This window comes from Burkholderia singularis (assembly GCF_001718875.1).
GTDB classification, from domain to species: Bacteria; Pseudomonadota; Gammaproteobacteria; order Burkholderiales; family Burkholderiaceae; genus Burkholderia; species Burkholderia singularis.
In genome coordinates, this window is the sequence record NZ_CP013449.1 from 1,249,948 (window position 1) to 1,274,146 (window position 24,199).

Sequence of the window (24,199 nt, forward strand, 5' to 3'; positions counted from 1 at the left end):
ACTCGCGCCTTTCACCTGAGAGAACCCGTGACCTGCCCTCTGCCCTTGTGCCGCCGCGCACGCCTTCACTTCCTCGCGATCGCCGCGCCCGCCGCGCTGCTCGCGCATGCACCGCTTGTCTTTGCCACGCCCGGCGGCATCGCCGATGCGCTCGCCCGTCTCGGCGAGCATCGCGCCGTCACCCGCAGCGTGTCGCTCGACGCGCTCGGCATGCACGAGCCGCTCGTGCTGCCCGCGCCCGACACCCGCCACGAACTCTATCTGCCGGTGCCGGCCGGCGTGCCCCTCGATGCGGCGACGCTACAGCTCGACGGTGCGTATCTGCACGCCGACGGCGGCCGCACGACGATGCTCGTCTCGCTTGACGGCGCACCGGTGCTCGCGCGCGGCTTCACGCTGACGCAGGGCGACGCCGCGACGAGCATCGGCGTCGACGGCACGGCGCGGCCGGGCGGCTTTGTGCGCGTCGGGCTGCAATGGTCGTCGGTGATCGACGAGCGGCTGTGCACGGATCAGACCGCGATCGGCAACGTGCTGCGCATCGCGCCGAGCACGCGCCTGACCTACCGCTTCGATCCCGCCGCGATTACCGACGTGCGCACCGCGTGGAGCGCATTGCCGGTCGCGCCGGTCGTGGCGATCGCCGCGCCGCGCGTCGCGCCGGCTGCGTTCGACGCAGCGTGGCGCATCGGCACGCTCGCGGAGCGTGAAGGCCGCAGGCCGGTCGTGCGCACATGGCCCGCCGTCGGCGACACCGTCGATTTGACCGGCATGGACGTGCCGGCCGCATTGCGTGCCGTGCCGGCGTTCGCCGCGCTGGCGGCGGGCGGCACGGGCGGATCGAAGTCGTCTGGCGGATCGGGATTGCCTGCGTCGGCGGCGGCCGGCGGGCCGGGCGCGCTGAATGGACCCAATGCGGGACCGAATGCGGCAGCGGTGGCGGACGCATCGAGCGCAGCGGGCCAGGCAGACGCAAGCGCATCGAACGCCCGGCAGTCGCCGGCCGCGTCCGCCGCCGGCGCGACGCGCGGCGGCGTCAAGCTCGCCGACGCCGCGCAGCTCGGCGCGCTGCTCGCGCTCGCGCCGCGCGCCGCGTTCGCGCCTGACGTCATCGTCGCCGACGACACGCTGCGCCGCGCCACGCGCGACGCGTTGAACGCATTGCGCACGCAGGTCGCGGCGGCGTCGCCGCCGAGCGCCGCCGCCTTCGATGCATGGCGCGAGCGCACGTTCGGTCCGATCGAGCGCCCGCTCGCTGCTGGCGAAGTGCGCATCGCGCATCTGGCGGGCCAGACGGCGATCGTGGTCGGCGACAACGCAGGCGTCGCCGCGCTCGCCCGCGCGTGGCGGCCGATCGGTGTCGCGCAGCGCTATGTCGCGCACCGCCTCGACGATACGCCCTACGCGCACGCCGAGCGGATTTCGCTCGCCGCGCTCGGCGGCGAGCCGCGCACGCTCGACGTGCTCGGCCGCGCGATGTGGGAAGCGAGCTTCGAGCTGGCGGCGCTCGCCGGCGACGGCAAGCTGCCCGACCAAGTCGTGCTCGACGTCGCCGCCGCGCCAACGCCGCGCGCCGAAGGCGAAATTGCGTCGATCTATCTGAACGGCGTGCTGATCGCGTCGCAACTGCTCACGCAGAACGGCAAACCCGAGCGGATCGCCGCGCACATTCCGCGCTACGCGCTTGCGCCCACCAACGCGCTGCGCGTCGTGTTCCAGCGCCGCCTCGACGGCGGCTGCGAAGCGCGCTCGCAAGGCTATCCGGTCGCCGTGCTGCCGACGAGCCACGTCACGCTGGCCAACGCGCATCCCGACGATGATTTCACCGGCCTGCTCGCGCGCTTTTCGCACGCGGCCGAGGTGATCGTGCCGGCCGCGTATCTCGACGACGCGCCCGCGTCGCTCGCGCGTCTGGCCCGGCTCGCGAGCATCGCCGGGCTCGCGCCGACGCGCGCGACGCTGTCGGTCGCCGCCAACGGCACGGCCGCCGCGCCGAGCGGCCCGTTCCTCGCCGCCGACGTCGCGCTGCCGCACGAGACGAGCCGCGCCGCGCTGTCGAAAAACCGCCTGACGCTCACCGATCCGGCGGGGCGCGTCTATGCGGACGTCTCCGATCTGCGGCATCTCGCCGTGATTCAGGTTGCGCAATCGGGCAGCACGCCCGGCATCGTCTATCGCTCGCTCGACGCGGCGCCGCCGCAGTTGCCCGCGGCGCTGCGCCTGTCGCGCGGCGACGTCGCGCTCGTGTCGTCGAACGGCGTGGCGAGCCTGTTCGACTCGCGTCATCCGGGCGAGCCCGTGTCCGATCGCGACACCGGCGTGCGCCGCGCGGCGCGCGGCCTGCCGTGGCTGATCGCGGCCGGCGCGGTGGCCGCGCTTGCGGTGCTGCTCGCCGCCGCCGCGATCGCACGCCGTCGCCATCGCAACCGGAGCGGCGCGTGATGAGCGCCGACGCGCTGCACTGGTACGGAGCCTATGCGCTCGACCGCTATTACAGCGGCCTCGAGGCGCTTGCCGTGTTCGTCGCGATCGTGATCTTCGTGTCGAGCCTGGACGATCTGTTCATCGACGCGTGGTTCTGGGCCCGCACGCTGTACCGCCGCTTCACGATCGAGCGCCGCCATCGGCCGCTCACCGCCGCGCAGTTGCACGCGCGCGCCGAGCAGCCGATCGCGATCATGGTGCCTGCGTGGCTCGAATACGACGTGATCGCCGCGATGCTCGAAGACATGATCCGCGTGCTCGACTACCGCCGCTACGTCGTATTCGTCGGCACCTATCGCAACGATGCGCGCACGATCGCCGAAGTCGAGCGGATGCGGCGGCGCTACCGCCAGTTGCGCCGCGTCGAGGTGCCGCACGACGGCCCCACCTGCAAGGCCGACTGCCTGAACTGGGTGATCCAGGCGATCTTCAAGCACGAGCGCGACGCGGGCATCGAGTTCGCGGGCGTCGTGCTGCACGACAGCGAGGACGTGCTGCATCCGCTCGAGCTGAAATTCTTCAACTACCTGCTGCCGCGCAAGGACATGATCCAGCTTCCGGTCACGTCGCTCGAGCGGCACTGGTTCGAGCTGGTCGCGGGCACCTACATGGACGAGTTCGCCGAATGGCACGCGAAGGATCTCGTCGTGCGCGAGAGCCTGGCAGGCGTCGTGCCGTCGGCCGGCGTGGGCACCTGCTTTTCGCGCCGCGCGCTGCTCGCGCTGATCGACGAATCGCACAACCAGCCGTTCAACACCGACAGCCTCACCGAAGACTACGACGTCGGCGCGCGGCTCGGCAAACTGGGCATGCAGTCGATCTTCGCGCGCTTTCCGGTGACGTTCGCCACGCGCCGCAAATCGTGGTTCGGCCTCGGCCCCGAGCGCGAGTTCACGCTGACGATGCCGCTGTGCGTGCGCGAGTTCTTTCCCGATACGTTTCGCACCGCGTATCGGCAGCGCGCGCGCTGGACGCTCGGCATCGGTCTGCAAGGCTGGCGGCAAACCGGGTTTTCCGGCTCGCTCGCGAACCGCTATCTGCTGCTGCGCGACCGCAAGGGCATCGTCACCGCGTTCGTCGGCATCCTCGGCTACGTGCTCGTCGCGCAATTCCTGCTGTTCGCGCTTGCCGACGCGCTCGGCGTCGCGCCGCCGTTCACCGTGTCGCCGCTGTCCGATTCGCGCTGGTTCAGCGCGCTGTTATGGCTCAACGCGTGCGCGCTGACGCTGCGCGCCGTGCAGCGCGCGTATTTCGTCACGCGCTTGTACGGCTGGGAGCACGGGCTGCTGTCGGTGCCGCGGATGGTGATCGGCAACTTCGTGAACTTCATGGCCGTGTCGCGCGCGTGGCGGCTGTTCATCGCGCATCTCGTCACCGGTAAGCGGCTCGCGTGGGACAAGACCATGCACGACTTCCCGTCCGCCGACGGCCTGGCCGAGCGCCGCCAGCGGCTGGGCGAGCTGCTCGTGTCGTGGCAGGCGATCGACGCCGCCCAGCTCGAAAGCGCGCTGCACGACGATCATGCGCGCGAGGCGCCGCTCGGGCGCGTGCTGATGGCCAAGGGCTGGCTGGACGACGAAACGCTGGCCGAGGCGATCGCGTTCCAGGCCGATCTCGAACGCGGCAGGCTCGACGTGCGCGCGCTCGCGCGGCACGACGCCGCGCTGCCGCTCGAGACGATCGTGCGCCATCGGGTGCTGCCGCAAGGCGGCGACGACGCGGGCAATGCGATCGTGCTGAGCGCCAATCCGCTCGATGCGGCGACGCTCGCCGAGCTGGCGCGCGGGCTCGGCACCGGCGTTGTTCAGCGCATCGTGCGCGAAGGCGAGATCGCCGACGGATTGCGGCTGCTGTGCGGGCGAAGCGCCGCGTCGGCCGTTCCGGCCGCCGGCAACGCCGGCGCTCGACGCGATTCGGCACACCATCACGACGACGTCGCGGCAGCCCGCACGAGTCGCGATCGAACCGGCGCCACGCCGGACGGCATCGCCGCCTCGACATCGTGCGATGCATGCGACGAAGCCGATTCGATCGCGGCGGTCGCAACCGTCGCGGCGGCCGGCGATGCACACGCTCATGCCGACGCGAACGCGGCGGCAAATGGCACGCCGCGCGGCATCTCCAAAGCGCAACCGAATCACGCGGGCACGGCGGCAGCGGACCCCGCCCGCGGCGCCCGCTGCCCGAACGGCGCAGCGGCGATCGGCAACGCTTGCCTGCTGCCTGGGCGCAGCGTCCCGCTGCTCGGCGATCTGCTGATCGAGCTTGGCCATGTGCGGCGCAGCGCGTTCGACGCGGCGCTCAGCCGCTATCGCCCCGAGCACGACGGCCGCATCGGTGAGTACATGGTCGAGCACAGCGTGATCTCGCGCGCGTCGCTCGACGACGTCATTGAACAACAGCGCCGCCTGCGAGCGGCGCTGCCCGCCACGACATGAACGGACTCTTTCCCCCACCCGCGCGGCCCAGCCGCACCCTGCCGCGATTGCGCGGCCGTGCGGCGCTCGCCTGCGCATGCGCCGCGCTGCTCGGCTGCGGCACTCCCGCCCGCGCCGCCACGCCCGACGCGCTGCCGCTGCCGCTCGCGGGCGCCGCATACCGCGTCGCGCAACGCGCATACGACGCCTATGACCGGCGCGACTACGCACGCGCGGTCGCGCTCGCGCAAGAAGCCATCCGCCAGCGGCCCGATGTGGTCCAGCTGCGGCTGCTGCTCGCGAATTCGCTCGCCGCACGCCGGCAGTACACCCCGGCACGCCGCGCGCTCGACGACGCGATCCGCACGCTCGGCCCGCGCCACGCGCTGCTTCAGCGTCGCGCGCAAATCGATGCGCTGCTCGGCGCGATCGCACAGGCCGAGCGCGCCGAGCGCGTATCCGGCACGGCAGGCGACAACCTGGCAGGCCCGGCGTTCGAAACCGCGAAAACCGCTTATGCCGCGTATGCCGACAAGCGCTACGCCGATGCCGCGCGGCTCGCCGCGCAGGCGATCGCGCTGCGCGGCGACGTATTGCGCTGGCATTTGCTGCTGATCGACGCCGCCAATGCCGACGGCCAGTACGCGCTCGCGTGGCGCACTGCCGCCGATGCGACGCGCCGCTTCGGCGAAAACGAGGATCTGCGGTTGCGGCGCTTTTTCATCGGCAGTCATCTTGCGCCCGCCGCATCGACCGACGCGTGGCACGCGCTCGAACGCGGCGATCTGCCGCGCGCGCGCGACGCCGCGCGCGACGCCGTCGCGTATGCGCCCGATGCGATCGATTACCGGGTCGAACTGTTCGACGCGCTGTCGGCATTGGGCGACTGGCCCGCGCTCGAGGCCGCGGCAACCGACGCGATCGCGTATGACAACACCGAACCGATGCCATACGTCTATCGCGCCTACGCGCGCGCGGCCCAGCAGCGGTTCGACGCATCCGACGCCGATCTCGGCCACGTGTTCGGCGAATCGGATGCGGCGCGCTCCACCCGCAACATCGCGCGCGCGATCGCAGCGGACATCTGGATCGAAACAGGACGGCCGCAGCGCGCGCTTGACGCACTCACGCCGCTGCGCCCCAGCGGCGACGACACCGACGCGCTGATCACCGAGCGCATCGCAACCGCGCGCCGGCGGCTCGGCCTGCCGGCGGACCGCGCGGCAAGCGCGGGCCATGCGAACGAACGGGCCACGGACCCAGCGCGCGCGGCGCTTGCCGACGACAGGCGGCAAGCGCATCAGGCGGACCTCGGCCAGCCAGCCGAAATCGTGCGGCAGCAAGCGCTGGAGCCGCTCGCCGCCGCGCCATCCGCCGCGCACGCCACGCCGGCCCCCGCGCTGCCGCCGCCGGCCGCGCCCGCGCCTGCCGCTTTGCTGCTCGCGCGCGCCCGTCCGATCATCGATTGCGAAATCGACGAATTCGGCGCCGGCTGCGACGTGTCGCCCGCGGACCCCGGTTTCGCGGCCGCTCGCGCATCGGCCCGCGCGGCCGCGCGCGGCGACAGGCAGGCCGCGCTGCGTCATGCGCGCGACGCCGTCGCCGCCGCGCCGGCCAGCGCCGCGCACCGCGTCGAGCTGATCGACGCGCTCGACGAGGCCGGCGACGCCACCAGCGCGCGCGCAACGGCACGCACGATGCTCCGCGACGGCATGCTCGACGCGCTGCCGCCGCTCGAAGCCGCCTACGTCGCGCTGCGCGCGGGCGACGAGCGGCGCGCGCTGCGCGAATTCCGGCGCGCCGACGCCGCCGGCGGCGCCAAACTGCCCGCCGATGCGCTCGCGGACGCTGGCTACGCGAGCGCGGGCGCGTGGCGCGACGCCGACGCCGCCCGTTATTTCGAGCGCGCGATCGACACCAAACTCGCCGCGAACGACAAGCGCCTCGCCGCCGCGCAACAGCTCGACGAGTTGCGCGCGGCTCACGCCGAAGCCACGCGCCGCTGGGGCTGGCAGGCCTCGCTCGACTATCGCGGCATGGGTCTGCATCCCGGTTACGGCGGCGCGCCGTCGGCGATCGACAACGGCTGGCAGGCAGGTATCGAAGCGTACTGGCGGCCGTTCGGCAGCCTCGGAGACCGGCTGTTCGAGGTCTACGCACGCGGCTATGGGAGCTTCGGCGGCGACGGCCGCGGCGGCGCAAGCACGCTCGAAGCCGCGCTCGGCGCGCGCGTGAAGCCGTTCGCGGATCTCGACGCAATCGTCGCGTTCGAGCGCCTCGTGCCGATCGGCTCGCAGGCGCGCGGCGACTGGCTGGTGCGGCTCGGCTACGCGGGCGGCATCGGCACCGAGTGGCGCCGCGACGTGCCGTCGTGGTGGACCGTGCGCGGCTACGGGGAAGCGGGCCACTACGTCCATCAGTCGACCCACTACGCGACGGGCAGCATCGAAGCAGGCCGCACGTTGCGCGTCGAGCGCGTCACGCCGTACTGGACAGTGTTCCCGCATGCGGTGATCGGCGCCGACTACGACTCGAGCATGGGCGGCGGCGTGCCGCTCGGCGCGGGCGTCGGCGTCTCGACGCGCTATGCGTTTCGCGACGGCCGCTACGACACGCGCCGCTCGTTCGTCGACCTGTCGCTGCAATACCGCTGGAAGCTCGCCGGCGACGATCGCGCGCGCGGCGTGTTCTTCTCCGCGATTTTTTCCTACTGAGCCTGCCGATCCGATGCCGACTGACCGACACCCCGATCGATCCACCCGACCAACCGAATCCGCCATGAAACCGAGCCGAATCACCGTCAACCCGGCACTGCATTCCAAAACCGATCAGCACGCCATACCGCCGATAGTCCAACGGATCGCGCCGCCCCAGCCGGCCGCGGCTGGACTGCGCCGCGCGGCGATGTCGCGCGCGGGCGCGGCGCTGCTCGCCGCACTTGCCGCGCTCGCTGCCCCAGCCGCGCAGGCCGCGGCCGACGACGTCGCAAGTCTCTACGGCCCGCAACCGCCCGCGAATGCGACCTACCTGCGCGTCGTGAACCTGTCGGCGCACGCCGTGCGCGTCGCGCTGCCCGGCAGCGCAGGCGCGAGCCGGCTCGAAGCGGGCACCGCGACGCGGCTGAGCGTCGTCACGCCAGGTACGCCGCTCGACGTCACCGTCGACGGCCGGCCGCTCGGGGCATCCGCCCGCATCGCGGGCGAAGCGGGCGATGCGGGCGACGCCACCCGCGCGAATGCTGCCGATGCCGCCGCTGCCAATTCACCTGCCAATTCATCGGGCGGCTCATCGGTCAACCCGTCGGACAGTCCATCGGCCGGCGCATCGGCTGCCCGCGCACGCGCCGCCGCGCCGTCGGCCGGCACGCAAACCGCGCCCGCGCGCGGCGCGTCCCCCTTCGGTTCCACCACCGCTTCCACCGCCGCCGCCGCACAGGCCGCTTCCGCCCGCGTCGCCGGCCACACGAGCGCCGGCTTCGCGATCACCATCGCGCTCACGCGCGACGCAAACGGCTGGCACGCGATGCGGGCCGCCGTGCCGCGCACCGGCGCCGATGCAATGCGCGCCACGCTCAACGTATTCAATTTCGCGCCCGGTTGCGACGGCCGGATCTCACTCGCCGGCAACGGCCCGGCGGTATTCCAGCACGTGCCGGCGGCGCAAGCGGCAACGCGCAGCGTGCGCCCCGTCGCCGCCCGGCTCACCGGCCAATGCGCGAACGTCGCGCCGGCCGCTCCCGCCGCCGCGCTGGCGTTGCCGGCGCTGGCCGCCGGCGACAGCTACAGCCTGTTCCTGTCCGGCCCCGCATCGAAGCCTGCGCTGAGCGGCGCGCGCGACGACCTTGCATGGCCGGCCGCACCGCGCTGAGCAGCGGTACGCCGTCAGCCGCACGCCCGCCCTGCCCCTTCACCCAACCGAGAAAACCATGCGTATCCCGACCAGCATGACGAACCACCCCCGGCCCGAACCCTGCGGCCAACGCCGCCGCCTGCTCGCCGCGCTCGCCGCGATGCCGTTGGCGGGCGCCGCCGCGGCGCTGCCGCGTGCCGCACGCGCCGCGTCGCAAGGCGGCGTGATCGAAGGCCGCGACCGGTGGCTCTTCCCCGCGTGGGAAAGCTACGTCGCCGACGACACCGCCGCATGCGCGAGCGTTGCCGATCTGATCGGCAAGGCCGCCGCACAACTGGCCGCGCGGCAGATTCATTGCACGATCGTCATCGCACCGCTCAAGGCCCGTGCATGCGCGGACAAGCTCGCCGCCGGTCAAGCCGTGTCGGCGGCGGTGCAAAAGCGCGACGCGGCAATCCGCGCGCGCGCCGCGCAAGCCGGCGTCGACATCGTCGATAGCGACGCGGCGCTCGCGCAAGCCCGCACGAACGAAGACGACCTCTACATCCGCGCGGATTACCACTGGTCCGCGCACACGGCCGAAGCGTTCGCGCTCGCCACCGCCGAACGCCTCGCGCGCGTGCCGCTCGGCCCAGGCGGCGAAGCACCGACGCTCGGCCCGTGGACCGAGGAAGTGCATTACGGCGATCTCGCCGAGCTGCTGCCGCCCGAGCGCAAGCGCGCGATCGGCAAGGACCGCTTCATCGTCCGGCAGGCGGCAGGCGACGGCGCGCTCGTCGGCGACGACCGGCCCGCCGTGCAGGTCGTCGGCAACAGCATGGTGCAGCCTTATTTGGGCTTCCCGCAGCGGCTGTCGAATCAGCTCGAACGCCCGGTCGGGCTCACGTGGACGTTCGGCAACACCGGGCCGTGGAAAACCCTCGTCGACTATCTCGAATCGGCCGCATTCGGCAACGCGCGGCCGCGCGCGATCGTCTGGCAATTCAACGAAGGACAGATGGCCTATGGGCCCGGCGCGTCGGGGCAATGGGACGCCACGTCGATCATGCCCGACGACGCATGGCTCACGCGCATCGCGAAGGCGCTCGGCTGATGGACACGAGCGTCGATTCACGCCGCCCGGACGAACGCGCGCGCGGCCCGCGAGCGGCGGCGGCAGAGCCCGCGGAAGCGGCAACGCGCGCCGGGAGCGGAATGCCGTCGGCGGCGCGGCCGCAAGCGTCGGCGCAACCGGCAGCCGTGGCGGCGGCAGCTTCGCCAACGCAGCCGCGCGATGCGGGCGCGCTGGCGGCGGCACCGTCTGCGTCTTCGACAACGCCCGAGACCGAGGCGGCGGCTTCGTCCGTGACAACGCCTCCGTCTGCCACGGTAGCAGCAACGGCACCACCATCGTCACTGCCGCGGCACGCGCCACAGCCCCCCAAACCGACGCCCGCGTCCGCACACCGGCCAATGGCCGCATGCGTGCTCGGGCTGCTCGCGGCCGGCTTCGCACTCGCCATCGTCACGCTCGTCGCGCGCGGCGGCAGCGATCCGTCGTTCGGTATCGGCACGGCGCGCGACTGGCGCGACGGCAGCCAGATGCAGCGCATCGACCGCGCGATCGACGTCCCGTATGCGCATTGGCTGCACCGCTGGCAGGCCGCGCTGCGCTACCGCCTGCTCGGCGATCTCGGGCCGCAGGTGCGCGAAGGCTGCCCAGGCTGGCTGTTCTATGCAGACGGGCTGCACCCGCCGCCCGAATCCGCGGCAACGCAGCCCGTCGACGCCGTGCTGAACGCGCGCATCGCGGCGATGCATCGCTATGCGCACGCGCTGCGCCGCGACGGCATCGCGCTCGTCGTCGTCACGGTGCCCGACAAGGCGCGCGTCGAGACGCAGGCGCTGTGCGGCTTGCGGCAAGACCCGCGCATCGGGCAGCGCTGGCGCGCGTGGCAAAGCGCGCTGGCGCAGGCTGGCGTCGCGCATGTCGAGTTGACCGGCGCGCTCTCAGCCGTGCGTCCGGCGTTCTATCGAACCGACGTGCATTGGAACGCACGTGGCGCGCAAGCCGCGGCGCGCGCCGTCGGCGATGCGGTGCTGCCGCTCGTCGGCGGACGCGGCGACACCCGTTTCACGCTCGAGCGCGGCGCGGCTAAGCAGCCGCGCGTCGGCGATCTGCTCGCGCTTGCCGGCTTGGGCGACGTGCCGGACGGATGGCGGCCGGCCCCCGATGACGACGTGCAGGAAACGCTGCATGCCGAGCGCGCGGGCGGTTTGCTCGACGACGGCCCGCCCGTGCAGGTGCTGCTCGCCGGCAGTTCGTTCTCGCGGCGCAGCGCGTTCGCCGAACGGCTCGGCGAGGCGCTCGGGCGTGAAGTATGGAACGAAAGCGTCGACGACGGACGCTTCGACCGCGCGCTCGCGGCAATGTGGACGCGCCGCGCGCGCTGGCCGGCGAGCCTGCGCGTGGTGATCTGGGAGATGTCGGAGGATGCGTTGTCCGCGCCGCCCGACGCGCCGACTGTCATGAGATCCACCGCCGCCGCGCCAGCGCCGGGCGTCACGCCCGGCCCAGCCGCCCGCCCCTCGGCCGCGCCTGCCGATGCGCCGCGCCCCCGCCTACTCCTGTCGAACTGAACTCCGGCGATGCTATTCAATTCCTTCGTTTTCCTCACCCTGTTCCTGCCGGTCTCGCTCGCCGGTTATTACACGGCCGGCGCGCGTTCGCCGCGCGCGGCGGCGATCTGGGTATGCGCCGCGTCGGCCGTCTTCTACGGCGCGTGGAATCCCGCGTTCGTCGGCCTGCTCGCAATGTCGATCGCATTCAACTACGCGATGAGCCGCGCGATCCTGAAATCCGGCGCGTCGGCGCGCTGGCGGCGTGCGTGGCTCACGGCCGCGATCGCGGTCGATCTCGGCGTGCTCGTGCGCTACAAGTATCTGGCCGCGCTCGTCGGCGGCCTGACCGAATGGTTCGGCGTCGCGCCGCACGGCGTGCTCGCGCAGGCCGCGCAAAGCGTCGCGCTGCCGCTCGGCGTGTCGTTCTTCACGTTCACGCAGATCGGCTATCTGCTCGATTGCCATGCGCGGATCGTCAAGAAACCCGATCTGCTGGGCTTCGTCCAGTTCGTCACGTTCTTTCCGCACCTGATTGCCGGGCCGATCCTCCATCACAAGGAAATGATGGCCCAGTTCGCGCAGCCTGCCACCTATCGGCTGCGCGCGGACAATCTGTCGATCGGCGCGACCGTGTTCGCGATCGGTCTCGCGAAGAAACTGCTGCTGGCCGATCCGATCGCCGTCTACGCGGATGCCGGCTTCGCCGCACCCGCATCGCTGAGCGCGCTCGATGCGTGGCTCACGTGCATCGCTTACGCGCTGCAGCTTTACTTCGACTTCTCCGGCTATTCGGACATGGCCGTCGGTCTCGCGAAACTGTTCGGCGTGCGCTTCCCGCTGAACTTCAACTCGCCGTTCAAGGCCGCGAGCATCATCGATTTCTGGCAGCGCTGGCATATGACGCTCACGCGCTACCTGAGCGCCTATCTGTACTATCCGCTCGCGATGCGGATCAACCGCTGGCGCGCCGCTCGCGGGCTGCCGACCGCGCGCGCGGCGCAACGCACGCCGTCCGGCTTCGCGTGGACCGTCGCGCTGCCGACGTTCTACACGATGGGGCTCGCGGGCGTCTGGCACGGCGCGGGGCTGCAATACCTCGTGTACGGCCTGCTTCATGCCGGCTACCTGAGCATCAACCATGCGTGGCGCAATTGGCGAACGGCATCCGTGACGGCGCAAGCCGCCACGCCGAAACCGGCCGCGGCATCGCGGGCGGAAACGGACGCCGCGTCAGCCGCAAGCGTCGGCCAATCGCCGGCGGCCACGTGCGCCGCCGCCGGCATCGTGCGCCGCGCCCGCACGCGCATCTGTCACGCGGCGAGCGTGCTCGCCACCTTTGTCGCCGCGCTCGCCGCCTTCGTGTTCTTCCGCGCGCACAGCCTCGACGACGCACTCGCGATGCTCGCGCGCATGGCGTGCCTGCACGGCGCCGGCGGGCTCGCATGGCCGCCGCTCGACGCCGGCGTCTCTCCGCTCGACTGGCTGCGGCTCGCGCTCGGCCGTGCGGCGGCCGCGCCGCACATCGTCGCACTGCTCGCGATCGTCTGGTTCGCGCCGAACTCGCACGAGCTGATGGGCCCCTTCTCGCCCGCGCTCGAACGCGCGGCGCCCGGCGCGCCCGGCTGGCTCGCATGGCGGCCGTCATGGCGCTGGAGCGCGGCCGCGCTCGCGCTGCTGCTCGTCTGCGCCGCGCAACTGCACGGCGAAGTGCGTTTCCTGTATTTCCAATTTTGAAGGAGCCCCAATGACTTCCCCTCCCCTTGCCCTCGCCGACGTGAAACAGCTCGTCGAATCGATCGTGCTGCGCCACGTCGAACCCGATACGCCGCTGATCGAATCCGGCCTGGTCGATTCCGTGCTGGCCGTCGAGATCGTGCTGCGCGTGGACGCCGAGTTCGGCGTGCAAGTGCCCGCGACCGAAATCGCCGAGCATCTCGCGAGCGTACACACACTGGCCGTCTTCATCGCCGATAACCGTTAGGTGACCCACATGCGTTTCGATCTGCTTACTCGCTGCTTCGTCGAACGCACGCACGACGGCAAACGCCTCGCCGTCGTCGGCGACGACCGCACTTTGACCTGGCGCGCGCTGGCCGACGAAGCCGAAGCCTGGTGCGCGGCCGCCGAGGCCGCCGGTTTCTCGCCCGATGCACCCGTGATCGTGCGCGGACACAAGGAAGCGTCGTTCTTCGTCGCGATCACGGGCTCGCTGATGCTCGGCACGCCGTTCGTGCCGCTCGACACCATCTATCCCGGCGAGCGCATGCGCAGCATCGCCCGCACGCTCGACGCACACGTCTATTACGACGCGCGCAGCCGCACGTTCAAGCAGATCGAAGCCGCCGCCGTCAATGCGCCGCCGCCGCGCACGCTGCCTGAAAAAGGGCTGGCATACGTGCTTTTCACGTCCGGCACGACAGGAGAGCCCAAAGGCGTGCAGATCGGCCTCGAAAGCGTCGATGCGCTCGCGAACTGGATGGCCGCGGATTTCGAACTCGGCCCGGCCCCGGTTTTCATGAACCAGGCGCCGTTCAGCTTCGATCTATCGATGTACGAAGTATTCGGCACGTTGTCGCTCGGCGGCACGATCGTATTGATGTCGCGCGCCGCAAGCGCGCCCGGCGCGGCATTCGTCGAGCGGCTCGCGCGCGAGCGGATCGATACTTGGGTGTCGACGCCGTCGTTCGCCCAGCAGCAACTGATCGAATCCACTTTCAACGGCACGTCGCTGCCCAAGCTGCGCACGTTCCTGTTCTGCGGCGAAGCGCTGCCCGTGCCGCTCGCGCGGCGGCTGCGCGAACGGTTCGCGCACGCGCGCATCATCAACACTTATGGGCCGACCGAAGCGACCGTCGCGACCACCTGGATCGTCGTCGACGACGCGCTGCTGGACGCGCATCCCCAGCGCTTGCCGATCGGCCGCGCGCGCCCCAACGGCGAAGTGTTCGTCGACGGCGGCGAGCTGTGCATCGCGGGGCCGCACGTGATGCGCGGCTACCTGAACCGGGACGATTTGAACGCCACGCGGATGTTCGAGCACCACGGCATGCGCGCGTTCCGCACCGGCGACCTCGGCAGCATGCGCGACGATGGACTGCTATTCTGCGACGGCCGCATCGACGACCAGGTCAAGCTCGGCGGATACCGGATCGAGCTGGGCGAGATCGACGCGGCGTTCGGCACGCTGCCGAACGCGCCGCGCGCCGCCGCGGTCGCACTGCGGCGGCCGGACGGTGCGGTCGCGCGGATCGTTGTATTCGTCGAAACCGGCTCGCACGACGCGCTGCCGGCGTCCGTCGCGTCCGATTGGAAGACGCGGCTCGCCGAGCGGCTGCCGCCCTATATGATTCCGTCCGAACTGATCGCGTGCCGCACGCTGCCCGTCACCGTCAACTTCAAGATCGACCGGGCCCGGCTCGCCGATGAATACCGACATGCGCAACTCGATCGCTCCAGCCGATAACGCCAGCCGCCGATCTACGCGAACGCGCCTCGCGCATCGGGCCGCCGCCGCGCTCGCGCTGCTGCTCGCGATCGGCCATGCAGCCTGCGCGCGCGTGCCAGCCGCCTCGCCCGCGCCGCCGCCCTCGCCAACTTCACCGCCGCCGCTGCACGGCGCGCCGCTCGTTCAAGGCATCGTCTGGCAGCCCGACGATGCGCACGCCAACCCGCGCGGCGACTGGGACGCGCTCGGCGTCACCGATCTGCTCGTCCAGTGGAGCGCCGTTGACGGCGTGGCGCTCGTCGCCGGCGCGGGGCTGCCCACCGTCGCCCGGTTGCCCGACTGGAAGCGCATCGGCCGCGAGCCGTGGGCGCGCAATGTGATCGTCGGACTCGCGGGCCGCTTCGACGAGACCGAGGCCCGCGAGCGCACGCCCCAGCTCGTTGCGCAATCGCTCGCGCTTGCGCTTGCACCGCCCGCCGTGCACGTCTCGGGCTGGTATTTTCCGGTCGAGGTCGACCCGACCTGGAAACGTGCAGACACGTTGAAGCCGCTGCTCGAAGCGCTGCCGAAACCGCTGTGGATCAGCGTCTACGACAACTCGAACATCGGCGGCCCCGCGCTTGCCGCATGGCTCGACAGTTGGCTGCCGCGCGACGTCGGCGTGTTCTTTCAGGACGGTTGCGGCGGCTATGTGCGCGAACCGCGCATCGCGCGCGAGTATGCCGACGCGCTGGCAGCAACGCTCGGCGCGCCGCGCGTGCGGATCATCGCCGAGGCGTTCAGGACCTTGCCGAACGGGACGCTGCGCGCCGCCACCGCGGCGGAATTGCAACCGCAGCTTGAAGCGTATCGCGGCTATCCGGCGTATCTATTCGACGGCCCGCATTACGTGCCGCCGGGCGTGGTGCGCGCGCTGGCCGAACACCGCGCCGCAGCGGCCGCTGATGCGCGCCGGCCGCGTTCCGGCGCGCGCCGATACGGGGATTAGCAACGGTTGGCGCGGGCAACCGGCAGCGGTCCGGCCGGCATGCCAAACATGCAAACGCCGGCGCAGTGCTCGGTCCGAACGGTTCGGCTTCCCGGACCGCGTCACACCCGCTCAACGGCGGTTCGGCCAAGACCTCGGCTGCCGACAACCGGGCGATTGACGCTTTCACACTGACACTTTCACCCAACCTCGGCCCATCGACAGCAACCTGCGGCGCCCGACAGCACGCGCCGCCGTCACACCGCGTCGACCGGGCGCACGGCCGCTTGCTCGGCGACGACCCGATTGCGTCCGCCCCGCTTCGCGTCGTACAGCAACACGTCGCCGCGCGCGAGCAGCATCGCTACCGTCTCGGCGCGCCGATGCTCGACGACCCCCGCGCTCACCGTCACGTTCAAGCCTCGCGCGGGCCCGTCGAAATGCGCCGATTCGAGTGCCTCGCGCACTCGCTCCGCTATCGCGCATCCGCCGTCGCGGCCGGTATGCGGCAACAGGATCGCAAACTCCTCGCCGCCGATGCGCCCGACCACGTCACCCGGCCGCACCATATCGCGCAACAGCCGGCCGAACCCGCGCAGCACGGCATCGCCGGCCGCATGCCCATACCTGTCGTTGATGGATTTGAAATGATCGACGTCGAACAGGATAAGCGCGAGCGGACGGCTGCGCGGGCTCGCCAGATGCCGCGACGCGTGCCGCTCGAACGCACGCCGGCTCATCGTTTCGGTCAACGGATCAAAATCGCGCTCGGTGACAAGATGTTGAATCATGTCCGCCACTCCCGCGCCGATCAGAACCATTCCCATGACTCCGCCCAGCAACGCGAGCGACACTTGCAGCGCGATCCAGAACGTACTCTGCCCGAATTGCTCGGGGCTGTGAGGCAGCGTGCGGCTGACGGTCAGCGGCGTTCTGACGAGAAAACTCAGGCCGAACAACAGCAGGCTGCCGGTCAATACGCGATTGATCGTGCGGCCTTTGCCGCGCGCCCAGATACGGGCGACCGCCGCGAGTATCATCAGGCCCGCGCTATAGTTCAACAGATAGATTCGCGCGATCAGGTTCGGCACGCCGTAGCTGAAGTACGCAATGCCGGCCAGCACACCGGCCAGCACGCCCGCGTGCGTCGCGCGCCGGAAATGCAGGCCCCATCGGCACACGACGCCTTCCGCGAGCGCCTGAATGCTCGCGACGTAAAAGGCAGCCGAAACGAGCGCATTCGGCTGCCATGCTTGCGGCATATGCAGGATTTGCAGCGTCACGCCGCACGCAAACAAAAAAAACGACAACGCCAACAGGATGAGATAACGCAGCTTGCGCTCGAAGAGCCAGGTTCCGACGAAGCCGCATGCGAACAGCAGCGATACGCCCGGCACGATGAGCTGGAGAACCTGATTAGGCGTGATATGAGCGGGCATGTGCCTGGTCGTCGCTGCGCGATGGCGGCATGGCACAGGCGAGCCAACAATCACGGCCCCGTTCTCGCGACACGGCCGAGCGCCGCCCGTCCCGCCGGCATATTGCGGCAAGCAGGCAAAACGACGTTCGAGCGCCCCGATCGAGCACGGCCTACCGTGTGGCGATTCCCCCGCGCGCATGCAGCGTCAGTTACGCGCCCCGGCGCTTTCGCATGATGCAATACGAAAGATTGGCCGATAAACGCGCAATGAAGCTTGTATTGAAGCAACCCCGTAAATTTAATCGAAGCCCTGGATTCGGCTGCGCGAACTGCGAAAACGCCGCTATAAAGCGGCGCGCGGCCCGCTCAGCCACCATGGCTTGCTATATCAACGCGGGCGATTATATCCCGTAAAAACGAACGATTCAGCACGTCGAAGAAATATCGCATCGGCCCGCGCGCGGCGGCCCGGCGGCGTGGCATCCTCGGCAAATCTCCGCCCTCCAAATGTGCGCCTCGCCACATACGCGCACGAGACAATCGCATGCAGATTGGTTTAGCATCGGGTGGCGCTGACGCATCGACGCGTCCAGTGCAGCCTGCGCAACCGCTGCGCGCTGCATCACGCGCGCATAAAAAATGGAGGAGAGATGAGGGCACGTATCGCAATCACGAACGTCTTGACCCATTTAGTACTCGCTATTTTCGTCGTCTTTCTGGCGAGCTGCTCCGGCGACGACGACAATGCGTCGTCGCAAACCGGCGGCGACAATGCGAGCAGTTCCGCCCTCGCATTCAGGCTCGATCGCGGCGGACAAATCAATGCGTTCTACCGGCAAGACAAGGTCGCCGCGCACTTGTTGATGCGCTCGTCGACCAAGCCTCGGCTGCTCGTTGTCTTTCCGGCGGGCAACAGCGGCACCGGCCTCTGGTTCGACGACACGCCGCAGCCCGTCAACTGGAGCCAGGACGCGCCGATTGCCGCCGCGCAAATGCGGGACTCGGCCGGCAGGCCGCTATACGGCATCCGCGCGGACGTCTCCGCCGACGTGAGCAGCCTGTCGATCAAGCAAGCACTGCTGAGTTCGGTGCGCTTCCTGCGCGACTACAATGGCGGCGCGGCAGTGCCGTCCGATATCGTCGTGTCGCCGTCCGTGTCGGGCAACGCGGTGACTTGGCAGCGCAACCGCGTCGACGGCGCGCCGGGATACGCGTTACGGATCACGCTGCTGAGCGGCGGCACGATGACGTCCGACAACACCGGCAAGCTGACGCTGCGAACGCTGAACAGCACGCAGCCGATGCGTCTGCGCATCGAGGCATTCACCGGCGAGACGCCATTGCGGCCGATCACCCGTCCGGATCTGTTCACGTCATCGGTCAACCCCGATGCGCTGAACCAGAACGTGTTCGAATTCCTAAGTTTCCAGGACAAGCTGCTGGCAGGTTCGTGGCAGTACGATACCTACTTCGGCCGCGACACGCTGATCTCGGTGCGCATGCTGATGCCCGTGTTGCAGCCCGACGTGATCGAAGCCGGACTGAGTTCGGTGCTGAGCCGCCTGTCGCCGGACGGCAAGGTCGCGCACGAGGAAGGCATCGGCGAATTCGCGCTGATCGACAACCGCAAGCATGGCCGCCCGAACGATCCGACGCCAACCTATGACTACAAGATGATCGACGGCGACTACATGCTCGCGCCGATCATGGCGGACTGGCTCATCGACGATCCGCGCGGCCAGGCGCGCGCAGCCGCGTATCTCGCGCAAAAGGGCAGCGACGGCGTCACGAACGGTCAGCGCTTCGTCGCCAATCTGCTGCGCGTTGCGTCCACCGCGCAGCCGTTCGCGCAGCAGCCCGTCGCAACGAATCTGATTCGGCTGCGACCCGGCGAAATCGTCGGCAACTGGCGCGACAGCACCGATGGTCTGGGCGGCGGCGTGTACCCATACGACGTGAACGTCGCGCTCGTGCCGGCTGCGCTGCGCGCCGCGAACCGCTTCCTGGAGCGCGGGCTGCTCGATCCGTATTTGAGCGGCGATCAACGCGCCACGCTCGCCGGTGCGGCAACCGAAGCCGCCGCCTGGGAGAACAGCGCGCCTGCATTCTTCCGCGTCGCGCTCACGCCCGCCGACGCGAGCGCGAAACTCGCCGCATATGCGCCGCAGGCGGGCGTGCCGGCCGGCCCGCCGCCCACCGCCCCGCTGTCGTTCGATGCGGTTTCGCTCGACGAACAAGGCGCGCCGATTCCGATCATGAACTCGGATGGCGGCTTCACGCTGCTGTTCGGCACGCCGCCCGCGGACCAGCTCACGCATATCGTCACCGATGTGATGCGCCCGTTCCCGGCCGGGCTCGTCACCGACGCCGGCCTGCTGATCGCCAATCCTGCTTATGCGAGCCAATCGCTGTGGCCGCGCTTCACGAGCGCGGCATACCACGGCACGGTGGTCTGGTCGTGGCAGCAGGCGATGTGGATTGCCGGCCTCGACCGCCAGCTTGCGCGCACCGACTTGCCCGGTAATGTGCGCACGCTGCTCAGCCAAGCCCGGCAACAGATCTGGCAGGTCATCACGAACGCGAACGACATGCGCTCGACCGAAATGTGGTCGTGGTCGTATGCGAACGGCCAATACCGGACCGAAGCGTTCGGCACCCGCAGCGCCGATGCAACCGAGGCCAATGCCGCGCAGCTTTGGAGCACGACCTATCTGGCGATTCAGAGCCCGAAACTGCGCTCGGGCCAATATTGGTGGGACATCCGGCACTGATCGCCGGCTGGGGCCGCTTCGCGATACGCGGGGCGGCCCGCCGCGCTCGATATGTCGAGCGCAGCCGATTGTTTGCGGCGCAGTTGATTCATGACGCTCGATACAAACCGTCTTTCAAATCCGCTCAAACCGCGCCCCCCGACATTTCGCAAACATTCATCCCTTTTCTTGGCCGTTCGAATCCGCATACCGCGATCTGTCAATATTTCCAACGATATTCGCTGGCTACGCGGACAAAGGCCGCCGCGGATCTGGCAATTAGAAAACCAAAACCGCGGGCGAGTCCGCATTCGGGGGAATTCAACATTAGCCGCCGGTCCAGGCTACTTCACGACGAGCACGGCGGCCAGCCAACGGACGCGCCGCGCAAATTCGGTCGGTTGTGCGATACCCAGCATGGATTACGCCGCAACTCAGCGCGCTCCATCGAAAGGGCACGGTGAATGGCGATTTCAAAAACGATGCCTTCATATACCGTTATCGGCAAAACAGTAATTTTATTTCGACGTCTTATTTCAGCAATAGGATTATGATCTCGCCATCGCGCAATCAACATATCAGTACATCATCCCTTGAACTTCAACCCGGAATATCAGACGACCACATCCAGTCTTCCCCGAAAAACCAAACCATTATTCAACAACTACTATATGATATAAAATTTCAAATAACATCAAATTATTGACCATGCGCATTTCAATGCAAAATTTAAATATGGCATCGCAATAAAAGTTATTTTAAAAAATCAAAACATTTTATGCACCATAGCCACCCGCTCGACCGATCATTCGAATCAAGATCAGCATCGCCCAAAGACCATGAATTCAAGCATTATCATAGATAATTTTATTCCAATCACCCCAAAAATTTTAATATTAGTATAACCAGCTGTACCTTTGTCATGCCGAATAAGCTTCCCATCACTCAGTTTCGTATATCAGTTGCTTCGAACTCGGGCAATACTCAACAAAACCCGCCCTCCGTGCAATCACCCTCGCAATACACGGCAAGTCCAACCAGTATTACCTCCTCACCGAGATTGACTTCGCTTTTAGCTAAGCTTCATCAACAAAATTCTCGCGACACGGAAGATCAAGATATTTCCCCAATATCCGAACTAAGTTTCAATCTCAATACGCCATTTTCAGACCTCGACTCAGATGCACAAGAAGAATTAATTCGAGAAATCATGGCCGAAGACTTTGCCCGCCCAACGGGATACTCCACGCCGATGGCAGCAGGAACGGCCGATACATGCTATTCCGATCTCGACTTCAACGAGAAGCTGCCTCAACTCAATCAAGGTGATATAGATACGGTTTTTGGAAAATCTGAATGCATCGACCCAGCTTCCCCTGCACCCGACTTGAAGGAGGAATCAAATATCACTGAGGCACAAGATGAAAAACATTCATCGATCTTAGTTAATCCTGCCTCGATCGCCACGGTCAAAATCTTACGCTTGGCCAGCGAAAAAATAGGAACAGAGGCCGGCAAGATAGAGCGCCGGGAATTTGAAGCGGAACACGACTTATCGCCGGGAAGTTTACAAAACTTCATCAATGCCGATGGCACGTTAACCAATCTTGGACATCGTTTAGTTCATCCCCCTCCTCAGCCCAAAATCACACCCGAAATAATTTCTCAAGCAAAATTCATGCTGAAAAATAGCAATAAAAAAATTGTTGAAATTGCGCACGGATTCGGCTTTCAGCCAAGCTATTTTTATCAATTATTAAAAAAAAGCATTCTATCGCCAGCCAGCACAAAAACATTTTCAAACCGCCCCAAAAATAAAGCGCCACAACCACTCACACCGGATTTACTTGAACTTGCAACCCAAAGCATTGGCATCGGTCCTGAAAAAATAAATCAAGTCGATTTTTGCAGCATACACAATATACCACTAGGATTATTAAAAAGATATATAACCGTAGAAGGCAACCTCACCAGCGCCGGACGAACCAATCTGAAAAAAAACATAAGCAACGCCTCCGCAAAACAACGCACAGTCAAAGAAGCCGCATTCAGATTGGCAAAACCAGGGCAATGGAATTTTCCTTATGCGGATTTGCTTTTCTCACATTCATTCAAGATATTTTCTCAAATTTGGAATTTGCGATTCGATATTCAAACACCCGAATTTTCTCATAGCGTCGGCAAATCATACTTGCCATCTGCCGGAACGTTGATTCTCAAGAATGATCACTACAGTGTTCAGGTTGGCGGTCAATATTACGACACTCCACCAGATGGCGATTGCGCATTCCATGCATTAAATATATTGAGTATATATAACAATAAAAAACGACTTGACCACTATCTCGTCAACCCGCAACGCCCGGACGGTGTTTTCCCTTTAAGCGTTCCAGTTGATGACACAATCATAAAATTCGCAATCAGAGAAATTCGCCATATTATTTGCAGTCATGTTATTCACAATACCGACGAAATAGCTCTCGCCATTCCGGATCAACCGATCCAGGAAGTCAATGCACCTCCTCTACCTGTTGTCTTACTCCCCTTTCAGTTCAGTACGGATATCGTCCAAGTTGCCCTCCCATCTGAGCCGAGCGCTTTACCTGTCAGCCAACATTATTCCCTCGCTTCGGAGGAGGAAGAGAATCCGTCGTCCTATCCAGGCTATCTGGCTATTCTGAACGACTGGTCATGCCCATCGGTGTTGGTCTCACCATCTGTACCATCTACCTCGGAAGGAGTGATAGATTCATCAGAAATTGGTGTCTTGTTAATCGAACCGCATGACGGATTTCTCTTGGTAGAAGAGGCATATCTATTAGAATCAAGTATATCACCGACCTATTCACATGATTTTCCCATTGTGGTAGAAGAGTCGCAACCCTTTGCTTCAGGAGAAGCGTTACCGTCATTTCATACATTCGGAACGAAGCTCGACCAAATGCCATCTGTAGAAAACAGTTCTCAGCATGGCATTGATGACGGAGCAGTTCGCCAACCCTCGAGCAAAGTTACTTCGATCCCAAAAAGCAAAACAAAATTAAAAAGAAGCCCCACCATCAACGCCAGTTTACTCAAACTAGCTTGCGACGCCATAATAGGCAACCCTCAAAATCTTCCATCATTTGCAAAAGAACATGGAATTAGAGAAAAATCACTCCAACTTTACATATCAGGCAATGGACTAACCCTCGCCGGCGAGCAAATGCTCGCGCAGGAAAGCAATAAAAATGCACTCAAACCCATCACGTTCGAATTGGTTCAATTGGCTTCGCAGAGCATCATTAATAAAGGCATAAGTCTTGAAAGCTTTGCCAGAGATCATGAAATTTCAATCCATATCTTAAAAAATTATCTAAAAAGCGATGGCACCTTTACTGTTAAAGGCGAGCGCGTCTTCAGACACAGAAAATCATTATTTCACAAACATGTCTCCTTAAATCCAATGGCAGATAGAATAACTGCCGTGAAGGATTCCGCGCTACAGTTAATGAAACCTGGAGAGTGGGATTTCCCTCACGCAGACTTGCTCTTCGCACATTCATTCAAAATGATTGCATTTGATCACAATATGCAATTCGACATTAAAACTCCGGATTATTCTCAGCGCATTGGCAATCCTGAAGCCCCCTATATAGGAACATTGATTTTGCAGAAAAATCACTATGGGGTACAGATTGAAGACTGCTGCTATGATGTTCCCGCTGACGGTGATTGTGCTTTCCACGCATTGAATATTTTACGATTGCATCGCATAGGGCATACTTTTGGAGATTACATTCCCGGGCCTCAGCGTCCGGATGGCGTTATTCCATTGAATGTTCCCGCCGACAATACGACGATCAAACTGGCTATTGGCGGCTTGCGCTACGTGGTAGCTGAATACGCCATACGCCACTCGAATGAAATCGCAAATGCTATGGCTCACAATGAATGATCACGGCAGCATCACCATTCGGCATCGTAGCCGTGCCGGCCACGCTGCACACCGCCCTCGCTTCGTGGAGCGCGGGTTGCTCGATCCGTATACAAGCAGCGAAACGCGCGATGCGTCCCGGCACGGCAACCGACTGGGACACCAGCACGCCAGCGCTCTTCTGTGCCGGACATGCACCCTTCTATGCGAGCGTGAAGCTCGCCATGTAACGTATCTAACGATTCGGAACCCGAAACTTCGGATGGTTAAATACTGAAGGTATCCAGCATTGATTGTCTCCTGAAGCCGCCGCGCGACATGCACGGCGGCTTGCCGGTCTCGATCTGCCC

General features: G+C 66.0%; 12 protein-coding genes and 1 pseudogene. 12 read left to right on the forward strand and 1 reads right to left on the reverse strand.

Annotated features, from left to right (window positions below):
• The first annotated feature begins 27 nt into the window (after positions 1 to 27).
• From AQ611_RS21010 to AQ611_RS21055, 10 genes are all read left to right on the forward strand, one after another.
• Positions 28 to 2,442, forward strand: coding sequence for a cellulose biosynthesis cyclic di-GMP-binding regulatory protein BcsB (locus AQ611_RS21010; RefSeq protein WP_146011765.1), 2,415 nt, complete (start codon positions 28 to 30; stop codon positions 2,440 to 2,442).
• Positions 2,442 to 4,922 (forward strand): glycosyl transferase family protein, encoded by a 2,481-nt coding sequence (locus AQ611_RS21015; RefSeq protein ID WP_231936031.1) that lies wholly within the window; start codon positions 2,442 to 2,444, stop codon positions 4,920 to 4,922. Before AQ611_RS21010 ends, AQ611_RS21015 begins: the two co-directional genes overlap by 1 nt.
• Positions 4,919 to 7,615 (forward strand): NfrA family protein, encoded by a 2,697-nt coding sequence (locus AQ611_RS21020; RefSeq protein ID WP_083237491.1) that lies wholly within the window; start codon positions 4,919 to 4,921, stop codon positions 7,613 to 7,615. Before AQ611_RS21015 ends, AQ611_RS21020 begins: the two co-directional genes overlap by 4 nt.
• A gap of 64 nt (positions 7,616 to 7,679) precedes the next feature.
• Positions 7,680 to 8,768 (forward strand): alginate O-acetyltransferase AlgF, encoded by a 1,089-nt coding sequence (locus tag AQ611_RS21025; protein WP_069235932.1) that lies wholly within the window; start codon positions 7,680 to 7,682, stop codon positions 8,766 to 8,768.
• Positions 8,769 to 8,826: 58 nt separating this feature from the next.
• Entirely contained in the window at positions 8,827 to 9,843 is a 1,017-nt protein-coding gene (locus tag AQ611_RS21030) for an alginate O-acetyltransferase AlgX-related protein (protein WP_083237492.1), read from the forward strand.
• A 359-nt stretch (positions 9,844 to 10,202) separates the two neighbouring features.
• Positions 10,203 to 11,369, forward strand: coding sequence for an alginate O-acetyltransferase AlgX-related protein (locus tag AQ611_RS21035; protein ID WP_083237557.1), 1,167 nt, complete (start codon positions 10,203 to 10,205; stop codon positions 11,367 to 11,369).
• A gap of 9 nt (positions 11,370 to 11,378) precedes the next feature.
• The gene (locus AQ611_RS21040) at positions 11,379 to 13,085 is read left to right on the forward strand and encodes an MBOAT family O-acyltransferase (RefSeq protein ID WP_069235934.1); all 1,707 of its coding nucleotides are present in this window, start codon (positions 11,379 to 11,381) and stop codon (positions 13,083 to 13,085) included.
• A 10-nt stretch (positions 13,086 to 13,095) separates the two neighbouring features.
• Entirely contained in the window at positions 13,096 to 13,332 is a 237-nt protein-coding gene (locus AQ611_RS21045) for an acyl carrier protein (RefSeq protein WP_059516342.1), read from the forward strand.
• Positions 13,333 to 13,341: 9 nt separating this feature from the next.
• Entirely contained in the window at positions 13,342 to 14,814 is a 1,473-nt protein-coding gene (locus tag AQ611_RS21050) for an AMP-binding protein (RefSeq protein ID WP_069235935.1), read from the forward strand.
• Positions 14,774 to 15,784 (forward strand): alpha-amylase family protein, encoded by a 1,011-nt coding sequence (locus AQ611_RS21055; RefSeq protein ID WP_069235936.1) that lies wholly within the window; start codon positions 14,774 to 14,776, stop codon positions 15,782 to 15,784. The genes AQ611_RS21050 and AQ611_RS21055 overlap by 41 nt, the downstream gene beginning before the upstream one ends.
• A 236-nt stretch (positions 15,785 to 16,020) precedes the next feature.
• On the opposite strand, the gene AQ611_RS26575 is transcribed toward AQ611_RS21055, so the two are convergent.
• Complete coding sequence (locus AQ611_RS26575; protein WP_069235937.1) at positions 16,021 to 17,202, reverse strand: GGDEF domain-containing protein; 1,182 nt, start codon at positions 17,200 to 17,202, stop codon at positions 16,021 to 16,023.
• A gap of 631 nt (positions 17,203 to 17,833) precedes the next feature.
• Here AQ611_RS26575 and AQ611_RS21065 point away from each other — a divergent pair.
• Positions 17,834 to 19,948, forward strand: a pseudogene (locus AQ611_RS21065) (hypothetical protein); the annotation flags it as partial.
• Positions 19,949 to 20,855: 907 nt separating this feature from the next.
• Positions 20,856 to 23,870, forward strand: coding sequence for a hypothetical protein (locus AQ611_RS25840; protein WP_146011767.1), 3,015 nt, complete (start codon positions 20,856 to 20,858; stop codon positions 23,868 to 23,870).
• The last annotated feature ends 329 nt before the right edge of the window (positions 23,871 to 24,199 follow it).

Bases quoted from the DNA above. Each gene is read 5' to 3' on its own strand.
- AQ611_RS21040 (WP_069235934.1), top strand. From the start codon at position 11,379: ATGCTATTCAATTCCTTCGTTTTCCTCACCCTGTTCCTGCCGGTCTCG.
- AQ611_RS21015 (WP_231936031.1), top strand. From the start codon at position 2,442: ATGAGCGCCGACGCGCTGCACTGGTACGGAGCCTATGCGCTCGACCGC.
- AQ611_RS21050 (WP_069235935.1), top strand. From the start codon at position 13,342: ATGCGTTTCGATCTGCTTACTCGCTGCTTCGTCGAACGCACGCACGAC.
- AQ611_RS25840 (WP_146011767.1), top strand. From the start codon at position 20,856: ATGCCGAATAAGCTTCCCATCACTCAGTTTCGTATATCAGTTGCTTCG.
- AQ611_RS21020 (WP_083237491.1), top strand. From the start codon at position 4,919: ATGAACGGACTCTTTCCCCCACCCGCGCGGCCCAGCCGCACCCTGCCG.
- AQ611_RS21035 (WP_083237557.1), top strand. From the start codon at position 10,203: ATGGCCGCATGCGTGCTCGGGCTGCTCGCGGCCGGCTTCGCACTCGCC.
- AQ611_RS21045 (WP_059516342.1), top strand. From the start codon at position 13,096: ATGACTTCCCCTCCCCTTGCCCTCGCCGACGTGAAACAGCTCGTCGAA.
- AQ611_RS21055 (WP_069235936.1), top strand. From the start codon at position 14,774: ATGAATACCGACATGCGCAACTCGATCGCTCCAGCCGATAACGCCAGC.
- AQ611_RS21030 (WP_083237492.1), top strand. From the start codon at position 8,827: ATGCGTATCCCGACCAGCATGACGAACCACCCCCGGCCCGAACCCTGC.
- AQ611_RS26575 (WP_069235937.1), bottom strand. From the start codon at position 17,202: ATGCCCGCTCATATCACGCCTAATCAGGTTCTCCAGCTCATCGTGCCG.
- AQ611_RS21025 (WP_069235932.1), top strand. From the start codon at position 7,680: ATGAAACCGAGCCGAATCACCGTCAACCCGGCACTGCATTCCAAAACC.